The organism is Paracoccus onchidii (genome assembly GCF_028294535.1).
Classification (GTDB): domain Bacteria; phylum Pseudomonadota; class Alphaproteobacteria; order Rhodobacterales; family Rhodobacteraceae; genus Paracoccus; species Paracoccus onchidii.
This window is the reverse complement of the sequence record NZ_JAQBIE010000011.1, coordinates 57,663-72,865: the sequence shown is the minus strand read 5'-3', so window position 1 is coordinate 72,865 and position 15,203 is coordinate 57,663. Positions and strand designations below refer to the sequence as shown.

At 58.7% G+C, this 15,203-nt stretch carries 16 protein-coding genes and 1 tRNA gene; 13 read left to right on the top strand and 4 right to left on the bottom strand.

The genetic code is table 11. The features are described 5' to 3' along the window. Positions 1 to 50 precede the first annotated feature (50 nt). A tRNA-Ile gene (locus tag PAF17_RS10125) sits at positions 51 to 127 on the bottom strand. 330 nt (positions 128 to 457) lie between these two features. Here PAF17_RS10125 and PAF17_RS10120 point away from each other — a divergent pair. From PAF17_RS10120 to PAF17_RS10075, 10 genes are all read left to right on the top strand, one after another. After that, complete coding sequence (locus tag PAF17_RS10120; RefSeq protein ID WP_271888973.1) at positions 458 to 994, top strand: hypothetical protein; 537 nt, start codon at positions 458 to 460, stop codon at positions 992 to 994. 50 nt (positions 995 to 1,044) lie between these two features. After that, on the top strand, positions 1,045 to 1,713 hold the full coding sequence (locus PAF17_RS10115) for an HAD family hydrolase (protein ID WP_271888972.1): 669 nt from the start codon (positions 1,045 to 1,047) through the stop codon (positions 1,711 to 1,713). Continuing rightward, positions 1,710 to 2,681: a sugar-binding transcriptional regulator gene (locus PAF17_RS10110; RefSeq protein ID WP_271888971.1), complete on the top strand. Its 972-nt coding sequence runs from the start codon at positions 1,710 to 1,712 to the stop codon at positions 2,679 to 2,681. The genes PAF17_RS10115 and PAF17_RS10110 overlap by 4 nt, the downstream gene beginning before the upstream one ends. Before the next feature lie 148 nt (positions 2,682 to 2,829). Then, positions 2,830 to 4,161, top strand: a complete 1,332-nt coding sequence (locus tag PAF17_RS10105; RefSeq protein WP_271888970.1) for an ABC transporter substrate-binding protein — start codon at positions 2,830 to 2,832, stop codon at positions 4,159 to 4,161. A gap of 136 nt (positions 4,162 to 4,297) precedes the next feature. Then, positions 4,298 to 5,170: a carbohydrate ABC transporter permease gene (locus PAF17_RS10100; RefSeq protein ID WP_271888969.1), complete on the top strand. Its 873-nt coding sequence runs from the start codon at positions 4,298 to 4,300 to the stop codon at positions 5,168 to 5,170. A 14-nt stretch (positions 5,171 to 5,184) separates the two neighbouring features. Continuing rightward, positions 5,185 to 6,015, top strand: coding sequence for a carbohydrate ABC transporter permease (locus PAF17_RS10095; protein WP_271888968.1), 831 nt, complete (start codon positions 5,185 to 5,187; stop codon positions 6,013 to 6,015). A gap of 12 nt (positions 6,016 to 6,027) precedes the next feature. Next, positions 6,028 to 7,029, top strand: a complete 1,002-nt coding sequence (locus PAF17_RS10090; protein WP_271888967.1) for an ABC transporter ATP-binding protein — start codon at positions 6,028 to 6,030, stop codon at positions 7,027 to 7,029. A gap of 164 nt (positions 7,030 to 7,193) precedes the next feature. Then, positions 7,194 to 8,684: a mannitol dehydrogenase family protein gene (locus PAF17_RS10085; protein ID WP_271888966.1), complete on the top strand. Its 1,491-nt coding sequence runs from the start codon at positions 7,194 to 7,196 to the stop codon at positions 8,682 to 8,684. Positions 8,685 to 8,783: 99 nt separating this feature from the next. Then, positions 8,784 to 9,521, top strand: a complete 738-nt coding sequence (locus PAF17_RS10080; protein WP_271888965.1) for a cytochrome c biogenesis CcdA family protein — start codon at positions 8,784 to 8,786, stop codon at positions 9,519 to 9,521. 12 nt (positions 9,522 to 9,533) lie between these two features. Continuing rightward, the gene (locus PAF17_RS10075; RefSeq protein WP_271888964.1) at positions 9,534 to 10,103 is read left to right on the top strand and encodes a thioredoxin family protein; all 570 of its coding nucleotides are present in this window, start codon (positions 9,534 to 9,536) and stop codon (positions 10,101 to 10,103) included. Positions 10,104 to 10,109: 6 nt separating this feature from the next. On the opposite strand, the gene PAF17_RS10070 is transcribed toward PAF17_RS10075, so the two are convergent. Further along, positions 10,110 to 10,475 (bottom strand): YigZ family protein, encoded by a 366-nt coding sequence (locus PAF17_RS10070; RefSeq protein ID WP_271888963.1) that lies wholly within the window; start codon positions 10,473 to 10,475, stop codon positions 10,110 to 10,112. Between the two features lie 136 nt (positions 10,476 to 10,611). Here PAF17_RS10070 and PAF17_RS10065 point away from each other — a divergent pair, with 136 nt between their 5' ends. From PAF17_RS10065 to PAF17_RS10055, 3 genes are all read left to right on the top strand, one after another. After that, a complete protein-coding gene (locus tag PAF17_RS10065) occupies positions 10,612 to 11,922 on the top strand; it encodes a GH1 family beta-glucosidase (protein WP_271888962.1) in 1,311 nt (436 codons plus the stop codon). Positions 11,923 to 11,994: 72 nt separating this feature from the next. Further along, positions 11,995 to 12,159: a hypothetical protein gene (locus PAF17_RS10060; protein WP_271888961.1), complete on the top strand. Its 165-nt coding sequence runs from the start codon at positions 11,995 to 11,997 to the stop codon at positions 12,157 to 12,159. Continuing rightward, a complete protein-coding gene (locus tag PAF17_RS10055; RefSeq protein WP_271888960.1) occupies positions 12,159 to 13,340 on the top strand; it encodes a vWA domain-containing protein in 1,182 nt (393 codons plus the stop codon). The genes PAF17_RS10060 and PAF17_RS10055 overlap by 1 nt, the downstream gene beginning before the upstream one ends. 315 nt (positions 13,341 to 13,655) lie before the next feature. Here PAF17_RS10055 and PAF17_RS10050 read toward each other — a convergent pair whose 3' ends face one another. Then, positions 13,656 to 14,315, bottom strand: coding sequence for a sugar transferase (locus PAF17_RS10050; protein ID WP_271888959.1), 660 nt, complete (start codon positions 14,313 to 14,315; stop codon positions 13,656 to 13,658). Positions 14,316 to 14,800: 485 nt separating this feature from the next. Further along, positions 14,801 to 15,124 (bottom strand): 2Fe-2S iron-sulfur cluster-binding protein, encoded by a 324-nt coding sequence (locus PAF17_RS10045; protein WP_271888958.1) that lies wholly within the window; start codon positions 15,122 to 15,124, stop codon positions 14,801 to 14,803. Positions 15,125 to 15,203 lie beyond the last annotated feature (79 nt).

Genomic DNA, 15,203 nt, shown 5'->3' with positions numbered 1-15,203 from the left:
ATGCACAAATCGGATACTGACGCGATCAGCCTGAATCCGCGAATCACCGCTGGTAGGCCCGGAGGGACTCGAACCCCCAACCAAGGCGTTATGAGCGCCCTGCTCTAACCAATTGAGCTACAGGCCCACGCAGCCACCACTGCCTAATCGCACTCTGCGGGGCCGTCAAGCTACTGCATATGGTCAGGCAAACACGCCCTTTGACGGCGATACACGGACTGTTTCGGCAAGATTCCACCGCAGGCATAAAAACTCACGCGCAAGTTGCATCACATGTATACAGACGAGCGAATTTCACCTATTTTATAAACATGTACTTATTGAAGCGGCCAGAAACACATCGCAGACGCTCATGGCGGGTTCAGGCATCCCGCCAGCCGATGACTGATGTTGAATTTGTCCGTCCGATATGGTCCGCAGGCCCCGCAAACCGGATCTGCAAGACAATGGTGACGGCATGCTGATCGTTCCCGCAATGATTGTGGCAATCGGCTGCGGAACGCTGGCTGCCATTCTGGCATTCGCCTCTGGGTTTGGCTGGAAAGCCGCGCTGATCGGTTATTGGCTGGCCGGTAATCTTGGGATACTTGCCGCCGTTCTGCCCAGTCTGTTTTCCACATCGGACAATGGCGATCTGGAACCGTCCGCCCGCGATAAATTTGGATCATTGGTTTCAGTGGCCATGATCTCTTTGGGGCTGGCGATGATTTTCTTGCAGAATTTTCATATCCCGCTGCTGATGCATGGCGATTCGCCCTCGTATCAGATCGGGGCGGTTCTGAACCTGGCTGAAACCCATTCCGACGGCCTCGTCTATGCCGTTTCTCAGGGCGTGCCGGGCCTGTTTGCAATGACCATCGACCATGTGCTGCGGCTGGAACTCTGGGTTGCAGGGCTGTTGCTTTATGCGCTGGGTCTGGCGCAGGCCGGTTTGGTTTTGGCCAGCCGGTTTGCTCAGGACCGCGACCACAATCAAAATTCCGAAGCATATTGAGAAGATCACCGCACCGGGTAAGCTGACCCGAGAACGTGCAGGAGATCCGCTTGCCCCCAAAGCTTGTCATTTTCGACTGCGACGGCGTCGTCGCGGACAGTGAAGTCCTTTCGGCTCTGGTCTTGATCGACCAGCTTGCCGAGATCGGCATTCGTATCACCCCAGACGACGTGCGACGCGATTTTCTGGGCCGCAGCTTTCCCACCGTCGCGGCAAGCCTTCGTGACCGCTTTGGCGCGCCGCTTCCTGCGGATTTCGAAGCCCGCTACCGGACAAGGCTGCTTGAACGCTTTGAACACAACCTGACGCCTACCCCGGGGCTTGCGGCACTGCTTTCGCGCCTGGACATGCCGATCTGCATCGCAACATCTTCAAGCCCGCCGCGCGTCGCCCGCACATTGGAGATTCTGGGTCTGGCCAAAGTCTTTGGCCCGAATGTCTTTACCGCAAGTCAAGTCCGGCACGGCAAGCCCGCGCCCGACCTGTTCCTGTTCGCTGCGGACAGGATGCAGGTCAGCCCCCGGCATTGCGTGGTCATCGAAGACAGCGCCCCGGGCATTGCAGCGGGGTTGGCCGCAGGCATGTCGGTGCTGCATTACGTTGGCGGGGCGCATCTGAAGGATCAGGTTCATCCCGCCGGCAATGTCCCGGTCTTTGACAATTGGAATGAATTTGAGCATGTGTTGGAATGCTTGGAAAAAAGGGCCGTCAAGTCGTGAACGCAGGACGTTTCAATCCCGAGGCCACCCGCCTTGACGACGCCGCGCGGGCCGGATGGCTGTATTACGTCGCCGGCAACACCCAGGATGAAATCGCGCGCAAACTAGGCGTAAGCCGTCAATCTGCACAGCGTCTGGTTGCAATGGCCATCAGCGAGCGGCTGATCAAGGTCCGCCTTGATCACCCGATCGCGCGTTGCATGGATCTGGCCAAGGCGCTGAAAGATCAGTTCGGCCTGGCGTCCTGCGAGGTGGTTCCTTCCGACCCGGACGCGCCCGATCTGCTGACCGGCCCTGCAATCGCCGCCGCCGCAGAGCTGGAACGCGTGTTGAAATCGCCCGAACGCCGCATCGTCAGCCTGGGCACCGGACGGGCCTTGAAGGCGATGGTCGAACAATTGCCACGGATGTCCTGCCCGCAGCATGTCGTTGTTTCCCGCCTTGGGAACATGATGCAAGACGGTTCTGCATCGCCCTATAACGCAACGATCAGGCTGGCCGAGCGTATCGACGCGCCCCATTACCCCTATCCTCTGCCCGTTCTGGCACGGGACCCGGCCGAGCTTCTTGCGATGCAGCATCAGGAAGCGGTGAGAAACACGATCTCACTATGCGAACAGGCGGATTTGTCGCTTGTGGGAATAGGCCAGATGGACCGGAGCGCACCGCTTTTCGTCGATGGCTTCGCCAGCGAAGACGAAATGGATCAGCTTGTCCGCGCCGGCGCGACCGGCGAAATCACAAGCTGGGTCTATGACAGGAACGGGCGCATCATCGATTGCGATTTCAACGCACGTGTTGCATCAGCCCCCCTGCCTCAATCACCTGCGAACCGGGTGATTGCCGTCGCTGCGGGCGAAACGAAACTGCCCGCGATGCGTGCGGCACTGACTGGAAAGCTGGTCAACGGGTTGATCACCTCCGAGGCCACTGCCGAACGGCTGCTTTCCCACCACGCATCCACCTGAACGATATTCGCCTTAATTTCAATTCTCTAACCTTATTTCGCCGCCCGCGAAATGAGGTCCGTCGAGATATTTTCTTGACAGAATCATGTCCATGTCCGAATATTTGCCCATCGCGTTGGCATATGCCCACACGTAAGGGAGGATAATCATGAAGACGACTTTGCGCGCCGTGATGGGCGCAACCGCACTATGCGCCATCAGCGGAACGGCCTTTGCCCAGGACACGGTGACACTGACCATCGCCACGGTGAATAATGGCGACATGATCCGAATGCAGGGATTGTCCGACGAATTCACGGCGTCACATCCCGGTATCGAGCTGGAATGGGTCACGCTTGAGGAAAACGTCCTGCGCCAGCGCGTCACGACCGATGTCGCGACCAGCGGCGGCAAGCACGACGTGCAATATGATGTCGTGACCGTCGGCACCTACGAGGTTCCGATCTGGGGCAAACAGGGTTGGCTGGTCTCATTGAATGATCTGCCGGCGGAATATGATGTCGACGACCTGCTGCCCGCCATCCGCAACGGCCTGACCGTCGACGGCGAATTGTTCGCTGCGCCCTTTTATGGCGAAAGCTCGATGGTGATGTATCGCACCGACCTGATCGAACAAGCCGGTCTCGAAATGCCCGATGCCCCCACATGGGAATTCATCAGGCAGGCCGCAGAAGCCATGACCGACAAGGAGGGCGAGGTCTATGGGATCTGCCTGCGTGGCAAGGCCGGATGGGGCGAGAACATGGCCTTTCTGTCCGCGATGGCCAACAGCTATGGCGCGCGCTGGTTCGACGAAAACTGGCAGCCCCAGTTCGACGGAGAGGCGTGGAAGAATGCGCTGACCGACTATCTTGACCTGATGAACAATTTCGGCCCGCCGGGCGCATCCAGCAACGGCTTTAACGAAAACCTCGCACTGTTCCAGCAAGGCAAATGCGGCATGTGGATCGACGCGACCGTCGCTGCATCCTTCGTGACCAATGGCGCGGAATCCAAGGTCGCAGATCAGGTCGGATTTGCGCTTGCACCCGATATGGGATTGGGCAAGCGCGGAAACTGGTTGTGGGCATGGTCGCTTGGCATTCCCTCGGGATCGCAAAAGGTTGACGCAGCCAAAGAATTCATCGCTTGGGCCACATCCAAGGAATACACGGCATTGATCGCCGAAAAGGAAGGTTGGGCAAATGTCCCGCCGGGAACGCGCAAATCGTTGTATGAAAACCCGGAATACCAGAAAGTGCCATTTGCACAGATGACGCTGGAAAGCATTCAGGCAGCCGATCCCACCAACCCAACCGTCGATCCTGTCCCCTATACCGGCGTGCAGTTCGTGGCCATTCCTGAATTCCAGGGCATTGGCACGCTTGTCGGCCAGCAATTCTCGGCCGCGCTTGCCGGACAGATTTCCGCAGAGCAGGCGCTTCAGAACGCCCAGCAGCTGACCACCCGCGAAATGACCCGGGCGGGTTATATCGACTAGGGTCGTCCTGGCGGGCCGCCCTTTCCCCGGAACGGCCCGCCTTTTTCATATTCCGGAACTTTCCCCGACGCCGCAGCGGTTCGCTTTTGCCAAGATGGCAAAGGGGCTGAACCGTGCAACCTGAAAGGCGAAACCAATGGCAACCAAGGCATCCAAGACCGCCGCCCGGTTGATGATCTCGCCCGCCGTCATCCTGCTGCTGATGTGGATGATCGTGCCGCTGGCGATGACCGTGTATTTCTCACTGCTTCGCTACAACTTGCTGATGCCCGGCATGGAAAGCTGGGCCGGGTTCGAGAATTATCAGTATTTCTTCAGCGATCCGGCCTTTACATCGGCACTTGTGAATACCCTGCTGCTGGTCGGGGGCGTGCTGTTTGTCAGCGTCGTCGGCGGTGTGCTGATCGCGTTGCTGCTTGATCAGGATTTCTGGGGACAGGGCATCGTGCGCCTGTTGGTGCTGGCCCCGTTCTTTGTCATGCCGACGGTTTCAGCGCTGGTCTGGAAGAACATGTTCATGAATCCCGTCAACGGAATATTTGCCTGGTTGTTCAAATCGGTTGGTTTGCAGCCCTTCGATTTCCTGACCGCCGCCCCATTGATGTCGATCATCGGCATCGTCAGCTGGCAGTGGCTGCCATTTGCCTCGCTTATCCTGCTGACGGCGATGCAATCGCTGGACAGCGAGCAACTGGAAGCCGCCGAAATGGACGGCGCGCCACCACTCAAGCGGTTCTGGTTCATCATTCTGCCCCACCTGTCGCGCGCCATTACCGTGGTCATCCTGATCGAGACGATCTTCCTGTTGTCGGTCTTTGCAGAAATTCTTGTCACCACGAATGGCGGCCCCGGCACCGCGACCACGAATCTGACCTTCCTGGTCTATGTGCAGTCGCTGTTGCAGTTCGATGTCGGTCTCGGTTCGGCGGGCGGCGTGGTTGCGATCATTCTGGCCAATATCGTTGCGATCTTCCTGATGCGGATGATCGGCAAGAATCTTGACGCGTGAGGAGGTAAACGACCATGGCACGCGCTATCACCCCGCGCCGCAAGGCTATCACCACGGTCATCGCCTGGACGATCGGATTGCTGATCTTCTTTCCGATCTTCTGGACGGTTCTGACCAGCTTCAAGACCGAGGCCGAGGCCGTGGCCACCCCACCCCGGTTTCTGATGTTCGACTGGACGCTGGAAAACTATGCAACCGTTCAGGAGCGCTCGAACTATTTCCGGCATTTCTGGAATTCGGTGGTCATCTCGCTCGGTTCGACCGTCATCGGCCTGATCATCGCGATCCCCGCCGCCTGGGCCATGGCCTTTGTGCCGGGCAAGCGCACCAAGGACGTGCTGATGTGGATGTTATCAACGAAGATGCTGCCACCGGTGGGCGTTCTGGTGCCGCTCTACCTTCTGTTTCGTGACACCGGGCTTCTGGACACACGCACGGGTCTGGTGATTGTTCTGACGTTGATCAACCTGCCGATCATCATCTGGATGCTGTATACCTACTTCCGCGAAATACCCGGCGAGATCCTGGAAGCCGCGCGCATGGATGGGGCGACATTGCGATCCGAGATCCTGTATGTGCTGACGCCGATGGCGGTGCCCGGCATTGCCTCTACCCTGCTTCTGAACGTGATCCTCGCCTGGAACGAAGCCTTCTGGACCCTGAACCTGACGGCGGCGAACGCCGCCCCGCTGACCGCCTTTATCGCCAGCTATTCCAGCCCCGAGGGCCTGTTTTACGCAAAACTCAGCGCGGCCTCGACCATGGCCATCGCACCGATCCTGATCCTTGGCTGGTTCAGCCAGAAACAACTTGTCCGCGGCCTGACCTTTGGCGCAGTGAAGTAACGGAGACAAATCATGGGACGCATTACCCTGGAAGGCGTGGCCAAGCGTTTCGGCGATGTCGAAGTCATCCCGCCCCTGAACCTTGATATCGAGGATGGCGAATTCGTCGTGTTTGTCGGCCCCTCGGGCTGCGGCAAATCGACATTGCTGCGGCTGATCGCCGGTCTCGAAGATGTCAGCGACGGCCGCATTCTGATCGACGGCTCCGACGCCACCCCGCTGTCGCCCGCACGGCGCGGTCTGGCGATGGTGTTTCAATCCTACGCGCTTTATCCACATATGTCTGTGCGCAAGAATATCGCGTTTCCCATGCGGATGGCCGGCATCGACGAAACCGAACAGAAGCGCCGCATCGACAATGCCGCAAAGGCGCTGAACCTGACCGATTATCTTGATCGCCGGCCGGGTCAATTGTCAGGCGGGCAGCGCCAACGTGTCGCGATCGGCCGGGCCATTGTCCGGGAACCTTCGGCCTTCCTGTTTGACGAGCCGCTGTCAAATCTGGATGCAGCGTTGCGGGTCGGCATGCGGCTGGAAATCAGCGAGCTGCACAACCGCCTGAAAACGACGATGATCTATGTCACCCATGATCAGGTCGAGGCAATGACCATGGCGGACAAGATCGTCGTGCTGCATGCGGGACGGATCGAACAGGTCGGCAGCCCGCTGGAACTGTATCGCAACCCCCGAAACGTGTTCGTCGCGGGCTTTATCGGCAGCCCCAGAATGAACCTGTTTACCGGCGCGGCCGCAGCGGAATACGGCGCTGAAACTATAGGTGTCCGCCCCGAACATATCGGGGTTTCCGCCGAGAACGGCAAATGGAAAGGCCGGATCGGGGTCAGCGAACATCTGGGCTCGGACACGTTCTTCTATGTCGAAGACACCGGTCTGGCCGAGGCCGTGACCGTGCGCGCGGATGGCGAGGTCGCCTTGCGCCACGGCGACACGGTCTGGCTTACCCCGGCCGAGGACAAGATCCATCGCTTCGACGCGAATGGCGATCGGATCTGATCCCTGCGCCGATTGATTGCGGCATCGTTCCTGGCGATGCCCGATCCCATTCTGAACACCCTCTGTCGCATGGCGAATTCCCTGCGCCGCATTCATGGCCCATGACCGCCTGTTCACCGCGCGTTTTGCAGCGGCATGGCAGGTCTTTGACGAAAGGCTCCGCTATGGCCACCACCCTGTCGCTTACCGCTCTTGAAAACCTGCCCGCTCCGGTCGAAGCGCCGGGCTATGACCGCAGCAACCTGTCACCGGGAATTCTGCATATCGGCGTGGGCAATTTTCACCGCGCACATATGGCCTATTATCTGGACCGTCTGTTTGCGCTGGGGGAAGGTCAGGACTGGGCCTTGGTGGGTGCCGGCGTGCGCCCGGGCGATCAGGTGATGCGGGACAGGCTGGAAGGTCAGGATTGGCTGACCACCTTGATCGAGCTTGATCCAAAGGGCCTCAACGCCCGCGTGATCGGGTCAATGATCGATTTCACCCCCATCGATCCCGCGGCCGTTATCGCCGCAATGAGCAACCCTGAGATCCGCATCGTGTCGCTGACCATCACCGAGGGCGGCTATTATGTCGATGCCAAGACCGACGGCTTTGACGCCACGCATCCCGACATGGCGCATGATGCCAGCCACCCCGATGCACCACGCAGCGTGTTCGGCATGATTCTGGCCGCCCTGCGCAACCGCCGTCTGGCAGGGCTGGCACCCTTCACGGTCCTGTCTTGTGACAACCTGCCCGAAAACGGCCATGTCTGTGCCCGCACCGTCATCGGCCTCGCCGGGCTGAGCGACGCGGATCTGGCGCAATGGGTGGATCGGAACGTCGCCTTTCCCAATTCAATGGTCGATTGCATTACGCCGGCAACATCGGATCGTGAAAGGGCGCTGGTGCGTGACCGCTTTGGGGTCAGGGATGATGCGGTCGTGGTCTGCGAACCATTTCGCCAATGGGTGTTGGAAGATAATTTCCCCCAAGGACGCCCACCACTTGAACAGGTCGGGGCGCAATTTGTCGCGGATGTCGGCAAATACGAGCTGATGAAGCTGCGTATCCTGAATGGGGGCCATGCGGCAATCGCCTATCCATCCGCATTGCTCGGCCATCACTTCGTGCACGAAGCGATGGCCGATCCCCAGATCGCCGCCTGGCTAAGGGCCGTCGAAAGCCACGAGATCATTCCGACGCTTGCCCCCATCAACGGCGTCAGCTTTGCCAGCTATCTGAACAAGATCGTTGAACGCTTCGCCAATCCCGAAATCGGGGATACCATCGCACGCCTGTGCCTTGACGGCTCGAACCGCCAGCCAAAATTCATTCTGCCGACCCTGGCCGAACGGTTGCACAACGACGCGACCATAGACGGGCTTGCCCAGGAGGTCGCGTTCTGGTGTCGCTATTGCGAGGGTACGGACGAAACCGGCAATGCAATCGCGCCCAATGACGACAATCACCGGATGCTTCGTGATCTGGCCCTGGAATCGCGCCGGGATCCACTGGCCTTCCTGAACAATCCGGCAGTGTTCGGAAACCTTGCGGACAATCCTCGTTTTCGCGAGAAATTTGCCGCACGGCTGCGGTTCGTGCAGGAGCATGGCACTTACGCGGCAATAGCCGATTACCTGCAACTGACGAAAACCACCGCGGCAACCTGACACGCGGAACGCCTGACGGCACCCGGTCGCCCTTTCGTTTGCGCCATGTTCTGCTATCACTCGGCGGGTTCATATCGGTCTGGACGAAAGGGCGGCACAATGCTTGACATCGGATACTGGGGCGCCGCGCTTGCCGGTTTGCTGTCATTCCTGTCGCCCTGCATCCTTCCGATGGTGCCTTTCTACCTGTCCTATATGGCGGGCATTTCGATGGCCGAACTGCGCGGCGATGGGCAGGTCCCGGCCGGTGCCCAGCGAAGGCTGGTGATATCGGCCGCTGCCTTTGCCCTTGGCGTCACGACGATTTTCGTGCTGCTGGGCCTTGGGGCAACGGCCCTTGGACAGGTCTTCGCCCAGTGGCGGGAACCGCTTTCCTATCTGGCAGCCATTGTCCTGACGCTGTTCGGGCTGCATTTCCTTGGCGTTCTGAAAATCCCGTTCCTGTATCGCGAGGCCCGCGTCGAAGGCCCCGCAAGGCCCAGTTCGGTTCTTGGCGCCTATGTCATGGGGCTTGCCTTTGGCTTTGGCTGGACGCCATGCGTCGGCCCTGCCCTGACCGCGATTCTGATGGTGGCCTCGGTCTCTCAGGATCTGTGGCGCGGGGGCACGCTGTTGCTGGTCTATGGCCTTTCGATGACCCTGCCTTTCGTGCTGGCGGCATTTTTTGCCAAACCGTTTCTGTCCTGGGCCTCTCGAAACCGTAAACATCTGCGGCATGTCGAACGCGTCATGGGTGTTATGCTGATCCTGTTCGCCTTGCTGATTGCCACGAATACGGTGAACCTGATCGCTGACTGGATGATCCGAAACTTTGACTGGACCTCCACCCTGATTTGAGACGAGGACAAGATGACATTTCTTCGATCCACCCTGAACGCGCTCTTTCTTGGGGCAACCCTGGCAACACCGCTGGGGGCCGCGACATTGGGCGATGACGGATTGCATGATCAGCCTTGGATCCGCGAGACCTTCAAGGATCTGCGCGAAGACCTGAGCGAAGCCAATTCCGAAGGCAAGCGGCTGATGATCATCATCGAACAGCGCGGCTGCATCTATTGCACGCGCATGCATGAAGAGGTCTTCTCGGACCCCGAGATCGCCGGTTATATCGCCGACAACTATTTTGTCGTGCAGCTGAACATGTTCGGCGATGTCGAAGTGACCGATTTCGACGGCACCGAACTGAGCGAAAAGAAGATGGCAAATCGCTGGGGAACGATGTTCACCCCAACCATGCTGTTCATGCCCGAAGAGGTTCCCCAGGACATGACCGCCGCACAAGCGGCAGTTGCCACCATGCCCGGCGCGTTTGAAAAAGGCACCACGCTGTTCCTGTTTCAGTGGGTTCGTGAACACGGCTATGAACAGGAACAGAATTTCCAGCGCTACATGGTCGAAAAGCTGGCCACACAGGATTAGGCCGCGTTACTCTGGGTCTTGATGGCCGGTTTCGCGCAGATAGTGACGCATCGCATCGGCGACATGGCGGAACCTGTCGCCACCCAGATGCTTGCCCCCATACCAGCGGGTCACCACGACGACATGATCCTGCAACCCGGCCCGTTCGAGCATCTGCAACATCAGGCTGCCTGCGCCGGATTCTCCGTCGTCATCCTTGACCGGCTCACCCGAAAGGATCGCCGCCCAACTGTTATGCGTGGCCTTGGCAAAACGCTTGTTCCGCTTCAGCTGTCCCAACAGGGCCGCGACCTCGGCCCGGTTGGAGGCCGCCCCACCAGACACCGCATATCGTGACCCGCGATCCGAGATAATCTTGTCAAATACCTGCATTCGCCCCCGCGACCGACCCGCATTTCCGAAATGTCGATCCAGATAGCATCCACTGCGACGATTGGCACCCCTTGGCGGGGTTTCCCAAAGCAGGCAGACATGTCAGGCTGCGCCTGTCCCGACAGGAGCCGTCCCGATGCTGCCGAACCGCTCAGACTTTCCCACGAACTTCACCTTTGGCGCGGCAACCGCAGCCTATCAGATCGAAGGCTCGGCATTTGGCAATGCAGGTCCATCCCATTGGGACAGCTTTGCCGCGACCCCCGGAAATATCGCCGATAACAGCGGCGGCGCCCGCGCATGCGATCATTATCACCTGTGGGAAACCGATCTCGATCTTGTGCGCGATGCAGGGTTTGATGCCTATCGGTTTTCCACCAATTGGGCGCGGGTCATGCCCGACGGACGCAAGCTGAACCCGCAAGGGCTGGATTTTTATGACCGTCTGGTCGATGGCATGCTGCAGCGCGGGCTGCAACCGTTCCTGACATTGTACCACTGGGATCTGCCCGCCGCACTGGCCGATCAGGGAGGATGGCGAAATCGCGATATTGCCGCCTGGTTCGCCGATTACGCTAAAACCGTTCAGGCGAGGCTGGGCGACCGGCTGGCAAGCACCGCCACCCTGAACGAACCCTGGTGCATTGCCTGGCTCTCTCATTTTCTGGGCCACCATGCACCCGGCATGCGCGACATACGTGCCGCAGCCCGTGCCATGCATCATGTGCTGCTGGCCCATGGACAGGGTGTTCAGGTATTACGCTCGGAAGGTGCGCGCAACCTGGGCATCGTGCTGAATTTCGAAACCTCTCATCCGGCAGATGACAGCCTTGCCGCACAACAATCGGCAGATCGGCAGGACGCCATCTATAACCAATGGTTCATCCGCGCGATCGTGGGGCAAGGCTATCCCGAAGCCGCCCTGGATGGATTACAACCGTATCTGCCGTCCGGCTGGCAGGATGACATGGACCTGATCGCGGCGCCACTGGATTGGCTTGGCGTGAACTATTACACCCGGAATCTGCACGGACACTCCCCCGGTCTCTGGCCCAATGACCGCCCGGGAACCGGCCCCTTGCCCAAAACACAGATGGGATGGGAGATCCGCCCCGAAGGGCTGACCGAATTCTTGCTGCGACTGTCCCGCGATCATGCCGGCGATCTGCCGATCCTGGTCACCGAAAACGGAATGGCCCTGGCCCCGGCCAAGGATATTCGCGACGATGCCGATCGCGTGGTGTTTATTGGCGATCATTTGCGTGCGGCCAAGGCAGCGATGGATCAGGGGGTCAATCTGCAGGGCTATTTCTATTGGTCCCTTCTGGACAATTATGAATGGGCGCATGGCTATGGCCCGCGTTTCGGGCTTGTCCATGTCGATTACGACACGCTTGCCCGCACGCCCAAGGCCAGTTGGCATGCGTTTCGCGACATGCTGGGTTGATCGGCGCCGGCGTGGTTGCACGCCTGTGGCACAGCGTCTATCTGCTGGGAAAGCAATTCAAATGAGGCCGTCATGATCGTCATCATCGCCTTTGCCATCGGATTTGGTTTTGGCTGGTACCGGGCCGGAAAACTGGGCGGCAACGCACGGGACAAGGCGCAATATGCCACAGCGTTCGGCCTGGCATTCGCCGTTCTCGGCTTGTTTGTTACCGTGTTCATCGACCGGATGGCGTGATGTTCATCCCCTTTCTCGACAGTTTGCGCCGACACGGAGTGCCGGTGTCGCTGCGGGAATGGCTTGATCTGATGGGCGGACTTCAGGCCGGCATCGCCGGTTGGTCGGTTGACGGGTTCTATCATCTTGCCCGCCTTGCCCTGATCAAGGACGAACGACATCTGGACAGGTTCGACCGCGCTTTCTCGGAAAGCTTCGCGGGTCTGGAACATATTCCGATCGAAGCGCTGGTGCATGAACAATCCATTCCACGGGAATGGCTGGAAAAGCTGGCCGAAAAGATCCTGACCGCGGAGGAACGCGCCAAGGTCGAGGGCAGCGGCAGCTTCGAAGCCCTGATGGAAAAACTGCGCGAAAGACTGGCTGAACAACAGGCGCGACATCAGGGCGGCAACAAATGGATCGGCACCGCCGGCACGTCGCCCTTCGGGGCCTATGGCTATAACCCTGAAGGGGTGCGTATCGGGCAGGATCACGGCCGCCATCGCAGCGCCGTCAAGGTCTGGGACAAACGCGAATTTCGCGATTTCGACGATAGGGTCGAACTTGGCACCCGCAATATCAAGGTGGCGCTGAAACGTTTGCGCCAATGGGCCCGCCACGGAGCGAATGAAGAACTGGATCTGCCCGCCACGATCCGCGCCACGGCCGATCACGGTTATATCGATGTCCAGACCCGGCCCGAGCGTCACAACGCCGTCAAGGTCCTGCTGTTTCTGGATGTCGGCGGCAGCATGGACAGCCACAGCCGGATGGTCGATGAGTTGTTCTCGGCAGCACGGGCCGAGTTCAAGCATCTGGAACATTTCTATTTCCATAACTGCCTGTATGAAGGTCTTTGGAAAGACAATCACCGCAGATGGACCGAACAGATCCCGACCTGGGATGTGATGCATCGATTTGGCGGTGACTATAAATGCATCTTCGTCGGCGATGCCGCCATGTCCCCTTATGAAATCGCGGTTCCGGGCGGCGCGAACGAGCATTGGAATGACGAAAGCGGCGAAATATGGTTGCGTCGCGCCTGTGAGACATGGCCCAACCATGTCTGGCTGAACCCGATCGCGCAGGAACATTGGGGCTTCACCCAATCCATCGCGATGATCGGGCAGATCTTTGAAAATCGCATGATGCCGCTGACCTTGCAGGGGCTGACCCAGGCGATGAAGGCCCTAGGCTAGTGCGCCATCGCCTTCCATGTTGGGCGGCTGTCGCATAGCAATGATCATGTTCAATAGCGCCGTCATGCTGCCCGGGTAATATCGACATCTTCAAAGCAAAGCCCGGTCAAGCACCCCTGACCAATGACCTCGGGCCGGACGCTGCGGGCAACGCCATAACCCTTGCAAAACCGGCTCCACCGGCCGATTGCCGACCCACGCGTGATCACCGAAAAACTGGGCCGTCACATGCACGCCCGATCACAATCTGTCGCCAGCATGAAAAAGGCCGCCCGTCCGGGGCGGCCTGAATATTTCAGCAAGGCTTGAATGCCCTTAGCAGCCGGTCGCACGAACCACGACACCGAAGGTGCGAAACAGGATCGTCGCATCGCTTTTCAACGACAGGTCGCGTTCATATACGTCGTCATACCAGGCCCGATCGGCAAATGACGTGGCGTTGCGACCTTCGGTCTGCCAAAAGCCCGTGATCCCCGGACGCAGCGCGTAATATCCATCGCCTTCATACATGCACTGCTGTTCCGGCAGCATCGGCCGCGGTCCAACCAGGCTCATGTCGCCCCGCAGCACATTCCAAAGCTGGGGCAGTTCATCAAGAGAGCTCCGCCGCAGAACGCGCCCGAACCGGGTCACTCGAGGGTCATCGCGCAGCTTTTGGGTTTCGTCCCATTCGCGCTTGGCATCAGGATTTTCGTCCAGATAGGCCGAAAGACGCCGATCCGCGTCAACGACCATACTGCGCAACTTCCACATGCGATAGCGCTTGCCGTTCCGGCCAACCCGTTCCTGTGAATAGAACGGATTTCCGCCGTCACGCAGCACTGCAATTGCCAAAACAATAATCAGCGGCAGGACAAGCGGCGCACCCAGAAGTACAAGCAAAATATCCAGAGGACGTTTGAGGGTTTTACGATAAAACCAGGGTTTCGAATACTTGACAGCTTCCAACCCAGTAACAGGAACAACGGCAACCATTTGATTTTCCAGCGTCATTATACTCACACCGACTACAACTAATACCCCTTGCCACATCCGCTTCGCAAACAACTGCGCAACAAAATGAACGAACATGCCTTTCGTCGAAACCGGCCAAACCCTGCCAGCTGTCTGAAAGAAGGAAGTATCTTGACTGCTTAGACATTAACATGTCGGCACGTTTCCGCCCATCGTTAAAACTTTAAATAGTTGAGGAATGACCTGCCTTTTAGGACAGGTCAGACCAAGAAAAACACCTATTACGCCCCTTTGGTGAAATTAATTCGCGCTAAGGTTGTTACTGGTTCATTTTGTACATGCAAAGAAATTGGACAGTGGAAAGTTCTCGATTCGGCACCGGAAACCGCAACCGATGCGTCGCCATTTTTTCAGCATCCTGAACAAAGAAAAACGCCCCCGCGAATGAGCACAGGGGCGTCGATCGGCGATAGTTCATACCGCCGTGCTTACCGATATCGATAAGGTCAGATCTGACGCTCGGGCATCTGAACCTGAAGGCCATCCAGCTCTTCGGTAACCTTGATCTGGCATGTCAGCCGCGAGCGCACCGGGTCGGGTTCATATGCGAAATCCAGCATATCCTCTTCCATCGGGTCACGCGCAGGCAGGCGGTCCACCCATGCCGGGTCGATGTAGACGTGGCATGTCGAACAGGCACAGGCACCGCCACAATCAGCGTCAATCCCGGGGATCCCATTGTCGCGCGCCCCTTCCATGACCGTCATTCCCGGACGGACGTCAACATCATGCTTGGTTCCGTCATGCTCGATATATGTAATCTTTGCCATGCCATCTACTTTCCTAGCCACGCGCCACGAGGGCCATTCCCAACCATTCAAAGGGGGGCAGCCCTTGCGGCCCGCCCCC

Coding starts and splice junctions, on each gene's coding strand:
- PAF17_RS10120 (WP_271888973.1), top strand. CDS start 458: ATGCTGATCGTTCCCGCAATGATTGTGGCAATCGGCTGCGGAACGCTG.
- PAF17_RS10105 (WP_271888970.1), top strand. CDS start 2,830: ATGAAGACGACTTTGCGCGCCGTGATGGGCGCAACCGCACTATGCGCC.
- PAF17_RS10100 (WP_271888969.1), top strand. CDS start 4,298: ATGGCAACCAAGGCATCCAAGACCGCCGCCCGGTTGATGATCTCGCCC.
- PAF17_RS10095 (WP_271888968.1), top strand. CDS start 5,185: ATGGCACGCGCTATCACCCCGCGCCGCAAGGCTATCACCACGGTCATC.
- PAF17_RS10090 (WP_271888967.1), top strand. CDS start 6,028: ATGGGACGCATTACCCTGGAAGGCGTGGCCAAGCGTTTCGGCGATGTC.
- PAF17_RS10085 (WP_271888966.1), top strand. CDS start 7,194: ATGGCCACCACCCTGTCGCTTACCGCTCTTGAAAACCTGCCCGCTCCG.
- PAF17_RS10080 (WP_271888965.1), top strand. CDS start 8,784: ATGCTTGACATCGGATACTGGGGCGCCGCGCTTGCCGGTTTGCTGTCA.
- PAF17_RS10075 (WP_271888964.1), top strand. CDS start 9,534: ATGACATTTCTTCGATCCACCCTGAACGCGCTCTTTCTTGGGGCAACC.
- PAF17_RS10070 (WP_271888963.1), bottom strand. CDS start 10,475: ATGCAGGTATTTGACAAGATTATCTCGGATCGCGGGTCACGATATGCG.
- PAF17_RS10065 (WP_271888962.1), top strand. CDS start 10,612: ATGCTGCCGAACCGCTCAGACTTTCCCACGAACTTCACCTTTGGCGCG.
- PAF17_RS10060 (WP_271888961.1), top strand. CDS start 11,995: ATGATCGTCATCATCGCCTTTGCCATCGGATTTGGTTTTGGCTGGTAC.
- PAF17_RS10055 (WP_271888960.1), top strand. CDS start 12,159: ATGTTCATCCCCTTTCTCGACAGTTTGCGCCGACACGGAGTGCCGGTG.
- PAF17_RS10050 (WP_271888959.1), bottom strand. CDS start 14,315: ATGGTTGCCGTTGTTCCTGTTACTGGGTTGGAAGCTGTCAAGTATTCG.
- PAF17_RS10045 (WP_271888958.1), bottom strand. CDS start 15,124: ATGGCAAAGATTACATATATCGAGCATGACGGAACCAAGCATGATGTT.